The 16,801-nt window shown below is 57.6% G+C and carries 17 protein-coding genes; 16 read left to right on the top strand and 1 reads right to left on the bottom strand.

Features of this window, described 5'->3' with window-relative positions; translation table 11 throughout:
* Window positions 1–123 precede the first annotated feature (123 nt).
* The 10 genes from cpaB to ACR0EK_RS01525 all read left to right on the top strand — a co-directional run bounded on the left by cpaB (window position 124) and on the right by ACR0EK_RS01525 (window position 10,959).
* A complete protein-coding gene (gene cpaB, locus ACR0EK_RS01570; protein ID WP_480480662.1) occupies window positions 124–1,083 on the top strand; it encodes a Flp pilus assembly protein CpaB in 960 nt (319 codons plus the stop codon).
* Window positions 1,084–1,091: 8 nt separating this feature from the next.
* Window positions 1,092–2,630, top strand: coding sequence for a pilus assembly protein TadG-related protein (locus tag ACR0EK_RS01565; RefSeq protein ID WP_480480660.1), 1,539 nt, complete (start codon window positions 1,092–1,094; stop codon window positions 2,628–2,630).
* A gap of 13 nt (window positions 2,631–2,643) precedes the next feature.
* Window positions 2,644–3,141 (top strand): TadE/TadG family type IV pilus assembly protein, encoded by a 498-nt coding sequence (locus ACR0EK_RS01560; RefSeq protein ID WP_480517257.1) that lies wholly within the window; start codon window positions 2,644–2,646, stop codon window positions 3,139–3,141.
* Window positions 3,138–3,785 carry a TadE/TadG family type IV pilus assembly protein gene (locus ACR0EK_RS01555; RefSeq protein WP_267367915.1) on the top strand — a complete coding sequence of 216 codons (648 nt, stop codon included), beginning with the start codon at window positions 3,138–3,140 and terminating at the stop codon, window positions 3,783–3,785. The genes ACR0EK_RS01560 and ACR0EK_RS01555 overlap by 4 nt, the downstream gene beginning before the upstream one ends.
* Window positions 3,785–5,011 carry a CpaE/TadZ family protein gene (locus tag ACR0EK_RS01550; protein WP_480485455.1) on the top strand — a complete coding sequence of 409 codons (1,227 nt, stop codon included), beginning with the start codon at window positions 3,785–3,787 and terminating at the stop codon, window positions 5,009–5,011. The genes ACR0EK_RS01555 and ACR0EK_RS01550 overlap by 1 nt, the downstream gene beginning before the upstream one ends.
* A 12-nt stretch (window positions 5,012–5,023) precedes the next feature.
* Entirely contained in the window at window positions 5,024–6,412 is a 1,389-nt protein-coding gene (locus tag ACR0EK_RS01545; protein WP_480564488.1) for a TadA family conjugal transfer-associated ATPase, read from the top strand.
* Window positions 6,409–7,377 carry a type II secretion system F family protein gene (locus ACR0EK_RS01540; protein WP_480480649.1) on the top strand — a complete coding sequence of 323 codons (969 nt, stop codon included), beginning with the start codon at window positions 6,409–6,411 and terminating at the stop codon, window positions 7,375–7,377. The genes ACR0EK_RS01545 and ACR0EK_RS01540 overlap by 4 nt, the downstream gene beginning before the upstream one ends.
* Window positions 7,378–7,390: 13 nt before the next feature.
* On the top strand, window positions 7,391–8,383 hold the full coding sequence (locus ACR0EK_RS01535; protein WP_480538002.1) for a type II secretion system F family protein: 993 nt from the start codon (window positions 7,391–7,393) through the stop codon (window positions 8,381–8,383).
* Between the two features lie 148 nt (window positions 8,384–8,531).
* Window positions 8,532–9,209 carry an orotate phosphoribosyltransferase gene (locus tag ACR0EK_RS01530; RefSeq protein WP_480480645.1) on the top strand — a complete coding sequence of 226 codons (678 nt, stop codon included), beginning with the start codon at window positions 8,532–8,534 and terminating at the stop codon, window positions 9,207–9,209.
* A 259-nt stretch (window positions 9,210–9,468) separates the two neighbouring features.
* A complete protein-coding gene (locus ACR0EK_RS01525; RefSeq protein WP_267366870.1) occupies window positions 9,469–10,959 on the top strand; it encodes a replicative DNA helicase in 1,491 nt (496 codons plus the stop codon).
* A gap of 155 nt (window positions 10,960–11,114) precedes the next feature.
* Here ACR0EK_RS01525 and ACR0EK_RS01520 read toward each other — a convergent pair whose 3' ends face one another.
* Window positions 11,115–11,654: a GNAT family N-acetyltransferase gene (locus tag ACR0EK_RS01520; protein ID WP_480564486.1), complete on the bottom strand. Its 540-nt coding sequence runs from the start codon at window positions 11,652–11,654 to the stop codon at window positions 11,115–11,117.
* A gap of 240 nt (window positions 11,655–11,894) precedes the next feature.
* Here ACR0EK_RS01520 and alr point away from each other — a divergent pair, with 240 nt between their 5' ends.
* From alr to radA, 6 genes are all read left to right on the top strand, one after another.
* On the top strand, window positions 11,895–12,929 hold the full coding sequence (gene alr, locus ACR0EK_RS01515; RefSeq protein ID WP_480564483.1) for an alanine racemase: 1,035 nt from the start codon (window positions 11,895–11,897) through the stop codon (window positions 12,927–12,929).
* Window positions 12,926–13,708, top strand: a complete 783-nt coding sequence (locus ACR0EK_RS01510) for an MlaE family ABC transporter permease (protein WP_209503739.1) — start codon at window positions 12,926–12,928, stop codon at window positions 13,706–13,708. The genes alr and ACR0EK_RS01510 overlap by 4 nt, the downstream gene beginning before the upstream one ends.
* The gene (locus ACR0EK_RS01505) at window positions 13,705–14,451 is read left to right on the top strand and encodes an ABC transporter ATP-binding protein (protein ID WP_480564480.1); all 747 of its coding nucleotides are present in this window, start codon (window positions 13,705–13,707) and stop codon (window positions 14,449–14,451) included. Before ACR0EK_RS01510 ends, ACR0EK_RS01505 begins: the two co-directional genes overlap by 4 nt.
* Window positions 14,448–14,900, top strand: coding sequence for a hypothetical protein (locus tag ACR0EK_RS01500; protein WP_480564477.1), 453 nt, complete (start codon window positions 14,448–14,450; stop codon window positions 14,898–14,900). Before ACR0EK_RS01505 ends, ACR0EK_RS01500 begins: the two co-directional genes overlap by 4 nt.
* A 2-nt stretch (window positions 14,901–14,902) precedes the next feature.
* The gene (locus ACR0EK_RS01495; protein WP_480564474.1) at window positions 14,903–15,352 is read left to right on the top strand and encodes a paraquat-inducible protein A; all 450 of its coding nucleotides are present in this window, start codon (window positions 14,903–14,905) and stop codon (window positions 15,350–15,352) included.
* A 67-nt stretch (window positions 15,353–15,419) separates the two neighbouring features.
* The gene (gene radA, locus ACR0EK_RS01490; protein ID WP_480564471.1) at window positions 15,420–16,781 is read left to right on the top strand and encodes a DNA repair protein RadA; all 1,362 of its coding nucleotides are present in this window, start codon (window positions 15,420–15,422) and stop codon (window positions 16,779–16,781) included.
* Window positions 16,782–16,801 lie beyond the last annotated feature (20 nt).

Here is a 16,801-nt window from a genome sequence, read left to right as displayed (position 1 = left end):
TACCAAAATACAGAGCTCTGTGCCGCCGCGCCACTGTTGCGGCGCAGAGTTCACCGCCAGGAATTTCGCGAAAACAAGACGACCGAAGTTCCATATTTCAGAACGTAATTGTTGGAGAGAGTGATGCGTATCAGGCCAATCATTTCTACACTGTTTGGAATTGCGATAGCGTCCGGTTCCGTTTACCTGGCGAAAGATCACATTCAGTTTAAGACAAGCACTGCCGGTGTCTCGCCAGATGCCGATCTGGTTGAGATCTACGTGGCCCGATCAGAAATCGCGTTTGGTCAAACGATCGAAGCGCACGACGTCACAATTCACCCCTGGCCGCGCGAGGCGCTCCCGGCCGGAGTTTTCACGGACATTGATGTACTTGTTCCAAACAATCGCCGTCAGCTGCGGCGCGCCAAGGGCCGGTTCTATCCCGGCGAAGTAATGCTTCTTTCCAAGGTTTCGAACTTTGGAGAAAAAGTCACCCTTGTTCAGAAGTTGGGTGAAAACACACGCGCCATGGCGATCGAGGTCGATGCTGTAACAGCCGTGGGCGGTTTTGTTACCCCAGGCGATCACGTTGATATCGTCTTGACCCAAGGTGCCAAGCAGGACCTGCGCGCGGTCACCATCTTGCAGAATATTCGCGTCATTGGCGTGGACCAGCAGTCGGAAGAATTAAGCGATCAGCCGGAGGTCGCCCGCACGATTACGGTGGAAGTGACCCCGCAGCAAGGTCAACGTCTGGCCCTGGCTCAAAAGGCCGGAACCCTGAGCCTGACACTGCGCACCCTGGACAGCGTCGAGGATGAACCCATGGAGATGGTTCGCCTGCGCGATCTGTTGCAGGAGGAAGGACCGGTAGAAAAGGTGGATATTCAACCCACTGTAAAGCTGCGCCGGGGAACCGAGACTGAGGTTGTGACCATCCAGCGGCAACAGGAAGAAGCGGAACAGGCAACAGAAACTGCGCCCGCCGCCGAATTGCAACCTGATACCCAAAAAGATGCGCAGCTTGCGCCGGCGTCCGCGACTCCGCGCGTCAAACCCCGCATTCGCCCAATCAAAGTCAGTCAGACACCCGGTCAATAAGTTCAGCCATGCCAACTCGCGCTATCATATCCGCATTCGCCCAAGAGGAGAACGGCACCGTCGCGATCCTGTGGGGCACTGCTTTGGTCGCATTCCTTGGGTTCTTTGCAATCACACTGGACGTTGGCCGGTTGAATTCGACACATGCAGAGCTTCAGTCATTCGCCGACAACGTAGCTTTGGCCGCAGCGGGAGAGTTGGACGGCCAACCGGACGCGATTACGCGAGCCACAAATGCAGCAGCAAATCTTGTCAGCGACAGCCAGACATTCGCAAACGGGGCGACCACGCTTTCAGGATCTTCGGATTATACCCTCCTGTTTCACTCGGCGCTTCCGGCATCGGATCTGACCCCGCTTGGCGCAGATATTACAACCGATCCACGAAAGGCCAGGTTCGCGCAGATCGTGTTGACACCTAAATCCCTGACGATGAGCCTGGCTTCGGCGCTGGACAAAATGCTTGGTGGGGCTGGGTTTTCTGCTGCCAGCGTTTCAGCCGAGGCAGTGGCCGGATACTCGAAAGCGGCGTGCGATATCTCACCCCTAATGTTCTGCCTGCCCCCGAATTGGGAATCCACTTTGACCGTAGGCGACCAGATATTGCTGCGCAGTGGCGGCAACGGAACGGCTTGGGGTCCGGGCAATTTCGGCTTTATTGATCTGGCGAATTTCCAAGACAGCTCGGGTGTATGTGCCGACGAAGGGGGCAATAAGCTGGCCTGTCTGATCGCGGCGCAAAGCCAGATCACCCAATGTGTTCTGACCAATGGTCTGAACACCGAACCCGGCCAGAAAAACGGCATTACCAACGCTGCATTCAACGTCCGCTTTGACATCTACCGCTCGGTTCTCAACGGTGAGAAGAACAATATCGATTTCGCGCCCGCACCAAATGTGATCAAGGGGATTGAAAGCAACGGTGGCGGCGCTTGCATTCAGGGTAATGAACAGACGACCCCTGATACAACAGGTTTGGGGCGCGACCTGTGCATGACGGCGGGCACCTGCGGTGGAAACAACCGTTTCGGTGACGGCAACTGGGATCGAACCGGGTACCTTAATCGAAACCACGATCTGGCAGATGGGATTGCCGACGGCATCGGCAGCGACACACATCTGCCCGCGCTGTCCGGGTCGGATACCGTTTTCGCAGGAACGCGGTACGGAATGTATCTGAGGGAAATAGCCTACGGAAATTCAAACCCACACGCGCCGCCGAACGCAAGCTCCATTCTGGACCCTTCGCTTGCTGAAACCGGCCGCCCGATGTGTTCCAGCCAGATGTCCGAAGACCCGGCGCGGCGCGTTGTTACGGCTGCTGGTGTTGATTGCGCGCAAAACCCGGTATCCGGTTCGACCACCGGAGTTCCAGTCACAAAATTTGTTGCCGTGTTCCTGACTGAACCGGTGGGTGATGACGGCGGCTCGCCCCCCAGTTTCGACATCCACGGAGAGGTCGTCGGTTTCCCCGATGTGACCGGTGTTGGCAGCGGCGGCAACGGGTTCGGCGGCATCTTTCGCGACGTCGTACAGTTGTATCGATAGGGGCAGAGTGTTCATGTGTATTCGCCTCAGATCCCCTTTCAAACGCTTCGCCAAAAACGAAGATGGTGCGATCCTTGTCGAGTTTGGCCTTGTCATGCCGATTATGCTGCTGCTGTTGGCGGTGACATTGGAATCCGCACGCCTCATGTGGTCGTACCAGTCGGTCATTGCCGGGGTCCGTGATGCCAGCCGTTATATGTCGCGCGTCACGCCCTCGGATATCTGTTCGTCTGGCGGAACTGTCGCGGGGCTCAGCACAACTCTGAAAGGGATTGTCGAGCGTGACATTCATGGCAACAGCCTGTTTCCACCCAGTATAACCGTCAACTCAGTAACGCCCAGCTTGTCCTGCGTGTCGGGCACGTATCGCATGAACCCGGCACCCGTCGGTCAGGTAAGCGCCAATATCACCGTTCAGTTCCCGCTGGGGGGCATTCTGAAGCTTTTCGGCAGCGGCGCGTCATCGATAACCACCGACGTCGCTGACACATCGCGGATATTTGGCCAATGACACGGTTGCGGAATAACCGCGCTATCTTGCGCCAGGTCGCGGACAAGATGCTGCGCGACCAGAATGGTGGGGTTCTTGTTGAGTTTGCCTTGGTGGTGTCCCTGTTTTCCTTCCTGTTCCTGGCATTGCTGGACTTTGGTCGGCTATCATACAGCGGAGTGAACGCGCAAAAAGCCGCACAGTTGGCGGCGCGCATCGCTGTGGTGCGCCCTGCGGCCTGTCCGGGTGTGCCACAAACCCACACGCGGGGAACATCCGCGTTGTCCCCTCGCTTTGGCACCCCATGCAGTGCGTCGGCTGGCGTATGTGCCGACCCCGTAACGCCAGCTTGTGTGGGTGACGCCACCAACACCACAGCATCTGAAATCTGGGGGCGCATCAACCCGTTGCTGCCCCCCGGCACGACGATTGACGCCTTGCAGTTTTCCTATGATTTCAATTCCAATCTGGGCTTCCTGGGTGGCCCTTACACGCCCATGGTCACGGTTGAGCTGAACCTGAATGATTTTCAGTTCGTGTCGCCGCTGGCCGCGCTTGCAAATGCCGCGGGCGCGACCAGCAGCACAATTCCTTCAACAGCCGGGTTTTCCAATTTCAGCGTTTCGCTGCCTGCCGAAGACCTGGCATCAGGAGAGTCAGGTTAATGGTTAAGAACGTTTCCAATCTCAATTCACATTCTGTCATGCTTGTATCTGAAAGCGAAACCGTCGCTCAGGTGGTCGCCAATGCCTTTCCCGCCGGTCAAAATAACGAAATCTCAGAGAATGCGGGTTCTTTCAAAGCTTTGAACGGAACAGCACGCAATCTGGCATTCAAGCATGACCTGGTTATTTTCGAAATCGACCCCTGCGACGCGGGCGAGGTTCTGGCTGTCAAAGACCTGCTGACCCATCGACAAGACGACACCTTGTTTGTCGCGCTGACGCAGAATGATGTTTCGATCTCGGTCGCCCGCGAACTGCGGAAAATCGGCATCGACGAGGTTCTGCCCCTGTCCATTGACGAGGATGGGCTGAAAGCTGCAGTAGCAGAAAAAATCTCTTCCCGATCACTTCCGCAAGGGTTCATTCGAAATGGCCCCTCTGCCCTTGGCACGGTGATCCCGGTTGCAAAATCCCGCGGTGGAATCGGAGCGTCAACGGTCGCAGTCAACCTTGCCTGCTCACTGGTGGGCGGGAAAGGATCCTTCCTGAGGAAAAAGGCGAAAAACCGCGTCGCGCTTCTGGATTTTGATCTGCAATTCGGAAACGCGAACGTGTTTCTGGATCTTGAAGATAACGGGGGATGCCTCCAACTCATCGAAAATCAGGAAGAGCCGGATGATCATTTCCTGACGTCGATCCTTCAGAACCATACGCTCGGCATTGATGTGTTGTGCGCGCCCGCGCCGCTGGTTCCGCTTCAATCCATACGACCAGGCTTGATCGAGGGGATGCTCGACCTGCTTCAGCGCCGGTACGACTATGTTGTCATCGACCTGCCCTGTGCCGTTGTGGAATGGGTCGAACCCATCTTTAAACGCGCGAACCAACTTGCACTGGTTACTGACACCACGGTTCCGTGTGTTCGCCAGACCCGGCGCCTGATCGATTTCTATCGCGAGGCGAACGTGGCCCTGCCCGTCGAGGTTGTCGTGAACCGCGAACGGAAGACGCTGATCAAACCCGCACACGTTCGCGAGGCCGAAAAAGTGCTGGAAACGAAACTGAAGCACTGGCTGCCGGACAACCCCAAGATTGCGCGAAACGCGGTCGATCTGGGACGACCGATTGTGGACATGAAGCCGCATTCGGACCTTGGCAAGGCCCTGACGAAACTGGCTGCGTCCATGTCCGAAGGCACCCGGCCAGCCACACAAAAAACTGCATAATGGGAGATCGCCGTGTTTAACGAGTACAAATCACGCCGGGCCGAGTCCAAGTCGAACGTGTTGATTCTGGAACGGCCGATCGAGGTGCCAAAGTCCAAAGCAACACCAGAGCCGGTGGACGTTGACCTGCAAGCACATCTGGAGCTTAAAAGCCGCCTGCACAGTGAGCTTCTCGACCGTCTGAACCTGTCTGTGATCGACAAGGTCGAACGGTCCGAACTGAAACGTCAGATCGCCGCGCTGGTCACAGGGCTGATCGAGGCCGAACGCCTTCATTTACGGTCCGAGGCATTTACGGCCCTTGTTGATGAGCTCATTCACGAAGTGATGGGTCTGGGCCCGCTGGAACCCCTTTTGGAAGACCCGACCATCAACGACATTCTCGTCAACTCTTATGATCAGGTCTATGTGGAACGATTTGGCCTGCTGGAGCAATCCTCCGTGCGCTTTCGCGACGAACGCCATCTGCTTCGGATCATTGACAAGATCGTCAGCCGGGTCGGCCGCCGTATTGATGAATCCCAGCCATGGGTCGATGCGCGTCTGGAAGACGGAAGCCGGGTCAACGCGATTATCCGCCCGTGTTCAGTTGATGGGCCGGCGCTGTCGATCCGCAAATTCTCGCGCAATCCTCTGACCATCGACAAGTTGGTCCAGCGGGACAGCATGAACGAACAGGCAGCCAAGCTTCTGGCCGCGCTGGTCGAAGCCAGGCTGAACATTCTGATTTCTGGCGGCACCGGTTCGGGCAAGACAACAATGCTGAACGCCGTTTCATCCTATATCGACGGCAAGCAGCGTATCGTGACAATCGAAGATGCGGCCGAACTTCAGTTGCAGCAAAGCCATGTCGTCCGCTTGGAAACCCGTCCCCCCAACTCGGAAGGTCAAGGGGTGATTACGCAGCGGGATCTGGTGCGCAACGCGCTCAGGATGCGGCCTGACCGCATTATTGTCGGCGAGGTCCGTGGTGCCGAATGCTTTGACATGCTTCAGGCCATGAATACGGGGCATGACGGCTCCATGACGACCGTACATGCGAATTCGGCCCGCGATGCGCTCAGCCGGGTCGAACAGATGGTGACGATGCTGGGGGCGGACCTGCCCGTCAGAACCATCCGGTCTCAAATCGCCTCGGCCATTCAGATCGTCCTGCAACTCAGCCGTCTGAGCGACGGGACACGCAGGGTCGTCAGTATTTCCGAAATCACGGGCATGGAAGACGATACGATCACGATGCAGGACATCTTTGTCTTCAAGCGCCGTGGCAAGTCTGAAAACGGCGACGTTCTGGGAGAGTTCCTGCCAACCGGAATACGGCCAAAATGCTTCGACCAGCTGGTGGCGGCGGGTGTCGATGTGGACACCAACATGTTTATTCATGGGGTGACGACATCATGATTGACCTTCAGCCCAACATACTGAACATCCTGATCTATATTTCGATTTTTCTGGGTATTCTGCTTGCCTACGAAGGCGTTCACCAGCTTCTGGCGCGCAAGGAAACGCATGGCGAAGCCAGAAACCGCCGCATGAAACTGATCCAGAACGGGGCTTCGACGGATCAGGTGTTGCAGCTGCTTCGCGATCCCGCAATGCTGGCTGCTGGTGAAAAAGCCGGGCTGATTACGCGGTTTCGTCGTCTGCTTGTGCAAGCCGGTTTGGCGGTCAACCCGGTTTGGGTGGTTCTCGCCGTCTCCCTTCTGGTTTTGATGATCTTTTTCGGGGCCTCCCGGTTCCTTGCACCGGAACTGGCAGTCATTCTGAGCGCTGTGTTCGGCCTCATCGGCCCGGTTATCGTGCTGGTCGCCATGAAAGACGCCCGCGCGAAGAAACTGACGAAACAACTGCCAGACGCGTTAGACCTGATGGCCCGGGGGCTGAAGGTGGGGCATCCCGTTGCAGTGACGGTTGGAAACGTTGCCTCTGATCTGCCGGATCCGATCGGGTCAGAGTTTGGCATCATCAAAGACCAGATCAACTATGGTGATGACGTCGCGACCGCCTTTCACGACTTTGCGCACCGCGTCGGAACAGAGGATGCAAAATACCTTGCTGTAAGTATCGGCATTCAGCATGGAACTGGCGGCAACCTGTCCCGCGTTCTAAGCATTCTGTCCCAGACCATCCGGGACCGGCACACGATGCAAAAGAAGATCAAGGCAATTTCCGCCGAAGGTCGCCTGAGCAGCCTTATCCTCACGATTTTGCCGGTCATCATTTATCTTTCGATCGAGGTCTCCTCCCCAACATTTTACGGCGACGTACGCAGCGATCCGCTGTTTCCGTATTTCGCCCAGGTGATCATTGGCCTGACAATTGCCCAGGGTTTCATCCTGAAGCGGCTGGTTAAATTCAGATTCTAAGAGGAATTGGGATATGGATATATTTCAGGACATTCTAAACGATCCGCGCATCACACCGCAGTTGATCCTGTTGGTCGGAATTGCCCTTAGTGTTTTCTTTGTCGTCATGGGCCTTTCCGGATTTACGGCAAGTGAAAACACGGCAGCACGCCGTATGCGCGTTGGGTCGGTTTCACAAGGGCATGGGCAGGATTTTGACCTTATCCAGGGTGACAATAGCGACCCGCACGGGCTGCTGAAGGCCTTCGTCCCGTCGTCAAAACGCGAACGCTCCAGGATCGGGAAGCTGTTGAAACAGGCCGGGATTCGGCAAAAGCACGCCATTCGCACCTATTATACCTTTCGGGTCGTCCTAGGATTTGTGTTGCCTGCCGCGTTCGTCGCAACCATGGCATTGCCGATCGAAACGCAAGTTCAGTTAGGGATCGCCGACCTTTTGCAGGGTGTTACCTGGATAAACACAATGCAGATCGTGACGGCACTGATGGTCCTGGGCTTTTATGGCCCGGCACTGTGGTTGCGGCGCCGCATAAAGAAACGCCGCCAGGCCATCGAACACAGCCTGCCTAACGCGCTTGACCTGCTGCAAGTCGCTATCGAGGCCGGGCTGGGCTTTGACGCGGCGATGATCCGGGTCTCGCATGAAATGGCCAAGGCAGCTCCGGAAATCTCGCAGGAGTTTTCGGTTCTTCAACTGGAGTTGCAGGCAGGCAAAGAACGTCAGGCCGCCTTTCTGGACATGGCGAACCGGGTCGGTATCGACGAGATGAACTCGTTCGCGAACGCCTTTTTGCAATCCAACCAGTACGGAACCAGCATATCCGCATCGTTACGCCGCTTCGCCACTGACATGCGGCTTGACCGAGAGCTTCGCGCCCAGGAAAAGGCAAACCGTCTGCCTGTGCAGATGTCTGCCGTGATGGCCATGTGCATGATGCCTGTCCTATTGCTGATTTGTCTGGCACCAATGCTGATCCGGTGGGTCAACATGTTCGGGCAAGGGTAACGCAGCGACAATGGTGTTCGCATAGCTGACTACCCGGAAACAGCGGACCTTAGGGGGGTCCGCTTTTCTTTTGTTCCAACAGCTCTCGACTCCGGGCCAAGGGTCGGGCTATCAGCCCGAAACATCATTTCATCGCCGAGGTCCCGCCATGATCCCCAGTTCTTTTCCCGACAGCACTGAAATCGCTCGCCTGACGGCCCGGATGCTGCTGGAGATCAAGGCCGTCCACTTCAACGCGCGCGAGCCGTTCACGCTGGCAAGTGGCCTTCCCAGCCCGACCTATATCGATTGCCGCAAGCTGATCTCCTACCCGCGCATTCGTTCCACGCTGATGGATTTTCTGACCGTTACGGTGATGCGGGACGCAGGTTTTGAAGCCTTTGACAACATTGCGGGCGGCGAAACTGCGGGCATCCCCTTTGCCGCGATGGTGGCCGAACGTATGGCATTGCCGATGACCTACGTGCGCAAAAAACCCAAAGGGTACGGGCGCAACGCCCGTATTGAAGGCGCAATGAGCGAAAGTGAACGTGTGCTGCTGGTCGAGGACCTGACCACCGATGGCGGTTCGAAACTGTCCTTCGTCGATGCAATTCGCGAAACTGGTGCCACCTGCGGGCATACGGCTGTGATCTTCTACTACGGCATCTTCCCCGAAACCGAGAAGACGCTGGGCGACCATGGTGTAAAGCTGCATCACCTTTGCACGTGGTGGGATGTTCTGGCCGAGGCCAAGGCGCAAAAAGCCTTTGATCAGGAAACACTTGACGGGGTCGAGGCGTTTCTGAACGATCCGCGAGGCTGGCAGGACGCGCGAAAATCGTGATTTTCAGCCTGTGGATGGCTTGGGGATAGTTGATTTTCGAATCGCATCAAAGCGCGCCTATCTTGTCAAGACATCCAGCCAACACACCAAATGTTGCGGTAACGCTGCGCCCGTGTAAAACTAGGGCTAAGTTATCCCCATTGGGGTGGGCAGTTATCCCAAGGCGGGGGGCAGTTATACCAACTTACCCCCATTCATTTGCAGATAGCTTGAACCGGGGTGTGGCGTGTAGAACCTCGGAACGGGCAGCGGGGACATGATGAACGAGATCAGCAGTATCGAGCAGGCAGCGGCGCATATTCAGAACGCCGAAACCATGCCGCATTCCATTGAGGCTGAACAGCAGCTTCTGGGTGCAATTTTGACGAATAACGACCTTTACGACCGGGTCGCTTCGATCATTGGGTCCGAGCATTTCTATGACCCGGTTCATGCCCGCATCTATGAGGTCGCCGCCGCACGCATTGCAAAGAACGCGCTGGCCTCGCCTGTGACGCTGAAATCCTTCATGGCCGAGGATGAGGGCCTGAAGGAACTGGGCGGGCCAGCTTATCTGGTCAAGCTTGCCGGCGCGTCGATCAGTGCCTTTGCGGTACATGACTACGCCCAGATGATCTATGACCTCGCCATCCGGCGCGAGTTGATCCGCTTGGGCCGCGACATCTCCGACAAGGCCGCGCGGGTCGATGTAGCCAGCGAACCGAAAGAACAAATCGTCGAGGCCGAACAACAGCTTTATCAGCTTTCCGAGCAGGGCCAGACCGAACAGGGGTTCCAGTCCTTCCTCAAGGCGGTCACAGAAGCCGTCAATGTCACCAACGAAGCCTACCAGCGCGGTGGCGGCATGGCTGGGATCTCGACCGGTCTGGTCGATCTCGACAAACAACTGGGTGGTCTTCACCCCTCGGACCTGATCATTCTCGCAGGTCGTCCGTCGATGGGGAAAACCTCGCTGGCGACCAACGTGGCCTTCAACGTGGCCAAAGCATACAAACGCGGTCTGAAACCGGATGGTTCCGAAGGCGCAATTGACGGCGGGGTCGTCGGCTTTTTCTCACTTGAGATGAGCGCTGAACAGCTGGCCGGGCGCGTTCTGGCCGAGGCGTCCGAAATCTCTAGCCACAAGATCCGTCAGGGCGACATGACCGAGGCCGAATTCCGCCGTTTCGTTGATGCGGCCAAAGAACTTGAAGCCTGCCCGCTTTTTATCGACGACACGCCCGCCCTTCCGATTTCTCAGCTTGCCGCACGCGCGCGACGGTTGAAACGCACACATGGGCTGGACCTGCTGGTGATCGACTATCTGCAACTGTGCCGCGGCATGTCCGACAACCGGGTTAACGAGATTGCTGAGATTTCAATGGGCATGAAAGCAATCGCCAAAGAACTGAACATTCCGGTGATTGCCCTGTCGCAGCTTTCCCGCCAGGTCGAAAACCGCGACGACAAACGTCCGCAGCTGTCTGACCTGCGGGAATCAGGCTCGATCGAACAGGACGCCGATGTCGTGATGTTCGTGTTCCGCGAAGAATACTACAAAGAACGTGAAAAACCCGGCGATCACGAGCTTGAGAAGATGGAAGAATGGAAGCAGGCCATGGAACGCCTGCACGGCAAGGCCGAGATTATCGTTGGCAAACAGCGCCACGGTCCAATCGGCACGGTCGAGCTGTCATTCGAGGCGCAATTCACCCGGTTTGGCAATCTGGTCAAGCCGTGGCAGCAGGGTGGCGAGATTGAAGGTTATTGATCGCGAAAGGACAGACTTACTTGGGTTTTCCCGACTTTCCTTTGATTGTTGGCAAAGCAAAAAGGTTCTGTGAACCTGTCGCGCGATTCAGGATCTGGTGCGCGAACCAAGAATGAGGTCCGCCCGCCTGTATTCTGACAGATTGAACCCCGCACTCACCAAAGCGTCGGATTGTTCAACGCAGACACGCAGTGCGACGGGCCGCTAAGTGGCGCAAGCGCCTGACCATCCAGCGACTGCCCCAGCCAGCCATGCGGATGGCTCAGCTTTAGCGTCGGTTGTGCAGTGGCCTCAGAAATCTGCTCAAAACCTGTTTTTCGATAGTAAGCGGGATCACCATAGGTGAGTGCCACGTTCACGCCTGATGCCCGCAGGCAATCCAGACCATAGGCAATCAAAGCCTGTCCAACCCCGGCTTTTTGCCTGTCTGTTCGGACAGCCATAGGCGACAGGATAAATACCCGGCGCGCATCCTGTGGAAACAGCATTCGGGAAAAGATGGCGCAGCCAAGCAGCACCTGATCGCGTCGCGCGGTGCACACCATCAGGTCCTGTGGTGGGGTGGTATCGATCATCTCTTGCACGAAAGCTTCGATAATCGCCCCCTCGTCCGGGCCTTCCGACGCCGAAAATACTTCTGCGAAAAACCGGGCTGTTTCGGACGGATCTGGCGTTTGATCGGTATAAAAATCCATGATTTCCTCGGGATATGCCGCAGCACCGTTTATTGCAGCGATGGGACGATCTTGTTCTCAACATCACTTTAACACCTATGTGAAGACAATCCCGAAAACGGCTTAATACAGCAGTAAGTCGCCAAAATGTCTGCTTTTTTGGGTGTTTTCCGCCGTATCTGTCGCTTGGTGGGCGCAATCTGTCGCGGAAAAAGCCCTTTCCCTCTTGACCTTGGACGGCGCAATGTCATGAACAGTCCCATGAGTACTGCACGTTTGACGATCAATCTTCAGGCCCTCGCCAGAAACTGGCGGGCACTCGACGCGAAAACCGGGGTCGAAACCGGCGCCGTGGTCAAGGCAGATGCCTATGGGCTGGGCGCAGGACCTGTCAGCGACACGTTGGCAGAAGAAGGTGTTCGCAAGTTTTTCGTGGCCGCCGCAGAAGAAGGCGCAACCGTTCGCGAGGCAGTTGGCCCCGGCCCGGTGATTTTCGTTTTTTCGGGACATATGGAAGGCGATGCCGACCTGCTGCGCGGCAACGACCTGATACCACTGATCAACTCGCCGGAACAGTTTCAACGCCACACAGAGGCCCTGCCCGACCACCCGTTTGGTATCCAACTGGACAGTGGTATGAACCGGCTTGGTCTTGAACCTGCTGACTGGGCTGAGTTGCGTCCCAAGGCCGAAGCCTTGAACCCGGCGCTCATCATGTCTCATCTGGCCTGCTCGGACGAGCCGGACCACCCGATGAACCAGCAACAACTGAAAACCTTCCGCGAGATGACTGATGGGGTCGCTGCGCCGCGCTCCCTGGCAGCGACGGGCGGGATGCTTTTGGGGCCTGAGTTTCATTTTGACTTCTGTCGCCCGGGTATCGGTCTTTATGGCGGAATGCCCTTTGCCGGTGCAAAACCCGTTGTAACCGTCGACCTTCCCGTGATTCAGGTGCGCAAGTTGGCTGTCGGCGAGACCGTGGGTTATGGAAACACCTGGGTGGCGCGTCGGCCGTCCCGGATCGCCACCGTTGCTGCCGGCTATGCAGATGGCCTGCATCGCGCCATTGGCGGCGGCATCGACACATTTGCGGGCGACCAACCCTGCCCGGTTGTTGGACGTATCTCAATGGACCTGATCACCGTGGACGTCACGGACCTGCCGAAAGACCCGGAGCGCCTGCGCATTCTCAACGGTCATCAAACCGTTGATGATCTGGCCGAGGCTGCTGGTACAATTGGCTATGAAATCCTGACATCAATGGGCAATCGCTATTCGCGGGGCTACGTGGAATGAACCCAATCAGCGCGCTGGGGGGGCTGGGCCGCACCGTGCTGGGCCTGCTTGCGGCCTTTGGCCGGGTGGCCCTGTTCGCGCTTGATGCAGTGTCGCATATCCTGCGCCCACCCTTCTATCCGCGCGAATTCGGGATGGCCCTGCTGAATATCGGCTGGCTGTCCCTGCCCGTCGTCGGCCTGACCGCCATTTTCACCGGCGGCGCGCTGGCCTTGCAAATCTATGCGGGCGGTGCGCGGTTCAACGCCGAAGCCGTCGTGCCCCAGATCGTCGCCATCGGCATGGTGCGAGAGCTTGGCCCGGTGCTGGTCGGCCTGATGATCGCCGCGCGCGTGACCTCGTCCATCGCGGCCGAGATCGCCACGATGAAAGTGACCGAGCAAATCGACGCTCTGGTCACGCTGTCGACCCACCCAATGAAGTATCTTACTGCTCCGCGTGTGCTAGCCGCCCTGATCACCGTACCTGCGCTGGTCGCGGTGGGTGACGTTATCGGGATTGCGGGCGGGTACACTGTCGCCACGCAGAACCTGGGCTTCAACCCGGCGGCCTATCTGAAAAACACCGTCGATTTCCTCGAGATGCGCGACATTGTATCGTCTCTGGTCAAGGGCGCAGCCTTTGGTGTGATCGCGGCTATCATGGGCTGCTATTACGGCATGAACTCGGGCCGCGGCGCACAGGGCGTCGGCCGCGCAACCAAAGGCTCGGTCGAAGCCGCAGCCGTTTTGATCCTGGCCGCAAACTTTGTTCTCACAGGGGTGTTCTTCTCGCTATGATCCGGATGGAGAACGTAGAAAAAGCCTTTGGCGACAACCACGTATTGCGTGGAATGAGCCTAGAGATACCCAAAGGAACCTCGATGGTCATCATCGGGGGTTCCGGTACGGGGAAATCTGTTGCCCTGAAATGTATCCTGGGTCTGATCAAACCCGATGACGGCATGATCTATGTCGATGGCAAAGACGCAACCAAAGGCGACCGCGACGCGTTTCTGGCGCGGTTTGGCATGCTGTTTCAGGGCGCTGCCTTGTTCGACTCGCTGACCGTCTGGCAGAACGTCGCCTTCCGCCTGCTGCGTGGATCCCTGAAACGTCCAACCGAGGAAGCGCGCGAGATCGCCATCGAAAAACTGCGCCGCGTGGGCCTGAAATCCGACGTGGCCGACCGTTTTCCGGCAGAGCTGTCAGGCGGGATGCAAAAACGTGTGGGCCTTGCCCGCGCCATCGCCGCCGAGCCCGAGATCATCTTTTTTGACGAACCCACCACCGGCCTCGACCCGATCATGTCCGGCGTCATCAACGACCTGATCCGCGAAATCGTGACCGAGATGGGCGCCACCGCGATGACCATCACCCACGACATGAGTTCCGTCCGCGCGATTGCCGACAACGTGGCCATGCTGCACGGAGGTGTGATCCAGTGGACCGGCCCTGTCAGCCAGATGGATGCCTCGGGTGATCCTTATGTGGAGCAGTTCATCAGCGGGAGCGCAGTGGGGCCGATTGAGGCGGTGCGGTGACCGGCGTCGTCTCAATCGCTGAATTGTCTTTACCTGTCAAAGAACTTGGCATCTATTATTGTGCTGGTGTTGGATTTGCTTCTTCCGGTGTCCTTCCCGGTCTCATGTCATCATCCGGCACACGCGAGAGGTACTCGGACGCGGTCGCTTCGTTCAGACGACAGAAATTTGGCTGGGGCGCCGAAGCTCGTCATGCCGAGGCGACAAAGGACGGCTCTCTACTAATAAGTGTTCTTACCTGGGCACTCCTGGCCGCCACGATTTTCTTGCTGTGGTATCTGATGAATAAGCTACAGAATCCCGTTGCGAATATAATCGTCGGAATCTCGTTTTTTGTGTTGGCTATCAAAACCAGACATAACTTCCGAAAGCGCTGGACCGGCAGTATGCTTGAGTATGACTGCGGCAGCCTCGCGTTCACACTTCTTCTGTTTGTAATTGGCATGTAGATTTGCCCCTCCGCCTCGCCACCCTCTCCCTCCTGATCCTCTACCCCATTGCGTGGTTCGCCCCGCTGATGCGCGCGGGGTTCCTGCCGATCTTTGGCCTTACCGAAATCAGCGTCATCACCGGCCTCCAGTCGCTTTGGAAATCCGACATCTTCCTCGCGCTGATCGTCACCATCTTTGCCCTCTTCGCGCCCTACATCAAAACCATTGGCACCGCCCTGATACAGTGGAACCTGCTGGATGCCCGTGTGCAGCCTGCGCTCAACATCCTCGGCAAGCTGGCGATGGCCGACATATTCCTGATCGCGCTATACATCACGCTGGCCAAAGGCATCTCTTACGCCACTGTTGAGACCGCATGGGGTCTTTACCTTTTCACCGCCTGCATCCTTGCCTCCATCGCTTTGGGCATTCTCACCGAACGCCAATGCAAAACCATCGCCCAGACATAGGGCGCTGACGACGAGGAAAGCCCTGCAAGGGCTTGAAGAACCGCCCGTCCTCGGGCACCAAGGCGTCATGGCAAAACCAACCTTCTCCTGCTCCGCCTGCGGCGCATCCCATTCCCGCTGGTCGGGTCGCTGCGACGGGTGCGGCGAGTGGAACTCGATCATACAGGACGTACCGCTGTCGGCAGGCCCAGCCAAGAAATCGCTGGGCTCGAAACGCGGGCGGTCGATGACGCTCACCGACCTGTCGACCGAGGAAACCCCGCCGCCCCGCACGCTCTGCGGAGTGGAAGAGCTGGACCGAGTGCTTGGTGGCGGGCTTGTTCCTGCATCTGCCCTGTTGGTGGGCGGCGACCCCGGCATCGGTAAATCCACCCTGTTGCTGCAAGCTGCTGCCCGATTTGCCCGTGCCGGCGTCAAGACGATCTATATCTCGGGCGAAGAAGCCAGTGCTCAGGTTCGCATGCGGGCGCGCCGCCTTGGGCTGGAGAACGCGCCGGTGCAACTTGCAGCCGAAACCAACCTACGCGACATTCTCACCACGCTTGAAGCCGAAAAACCCGGTCTGGCGATCATCGACTCGATCCAGACCATGTGGGCCGACAATGTCGACAGCGCGCCGGGGTCCGTGTCGCAAGTCCGGGCGGCTGCTCATGAACTGACCGCCTTTGCGAAACGGCACGGCGTGTCGATCATCATGGTCGGACACGTGACCAAGGATGGCCAGATTGCGGGCCCCCGTGTTGTCGAACACATGGTCGATACGGTTCTGTATTTCGAGGGCGAGCGCGGCCATCAGTTTCGTATTTTGCGGGCGGTCAAGAACCGCTTTGGTCCCGCCGACGAAATTGGCGTGTTCGAGATGACGGGCAAAGGGCTGGCACAAGTCACCAACCCCTCGGCCTTGTTCCTGTCGGAACGTGGTACGCCCAGCCCTGGCTCTGCGGTCTTTGCCGGGATTGAGGGCACACGGCCGGTTCTGGTCGAATTGCAGGCCCTTGTCGCCCCGTCCCCCCATTCACAACCACGCCGGACAGTGGTGGGATGGGACAGCGGGCGGCTGGCGATGATCCTTGCCGTTCTTGAAGCGCGTTGCGGCATTCCTTTTGCGGGTCTCGACGTCTATCTGAACGTGGCCGGTGGGTTGAAAGTCAGTGAACCCGCCGCCGATCTGGCCGTTGCTGCTGCACTGCTCAGCGCACGCGAGGACACAGCCCTGCCCTCAGACACCGTCGTTTTCGGGGAAATCTCGCTATCCGGGGCACTTAGACCAGCTCCGCAGACAGAAAACAGGTTGAAAGAAGCACAAAAACTTGGTTTCACAGCGGCAATAGCTCCGGCAGGTGGCAAAACCGGTACTGTGGCAGGTCTGACACTCACCCGACCCTCAGATTTGGTGGGGTTTGTTGGCGAAACCTTCGGAGCAGGTTAAAGTCGCGCCTTGAGGGGCAG

This window comes from Ruegeria sp. AE4, from assembly GCF_056542185.1.
This window is presented reverse-complemented; position numbering and strand designations above follow the sequence as displayed.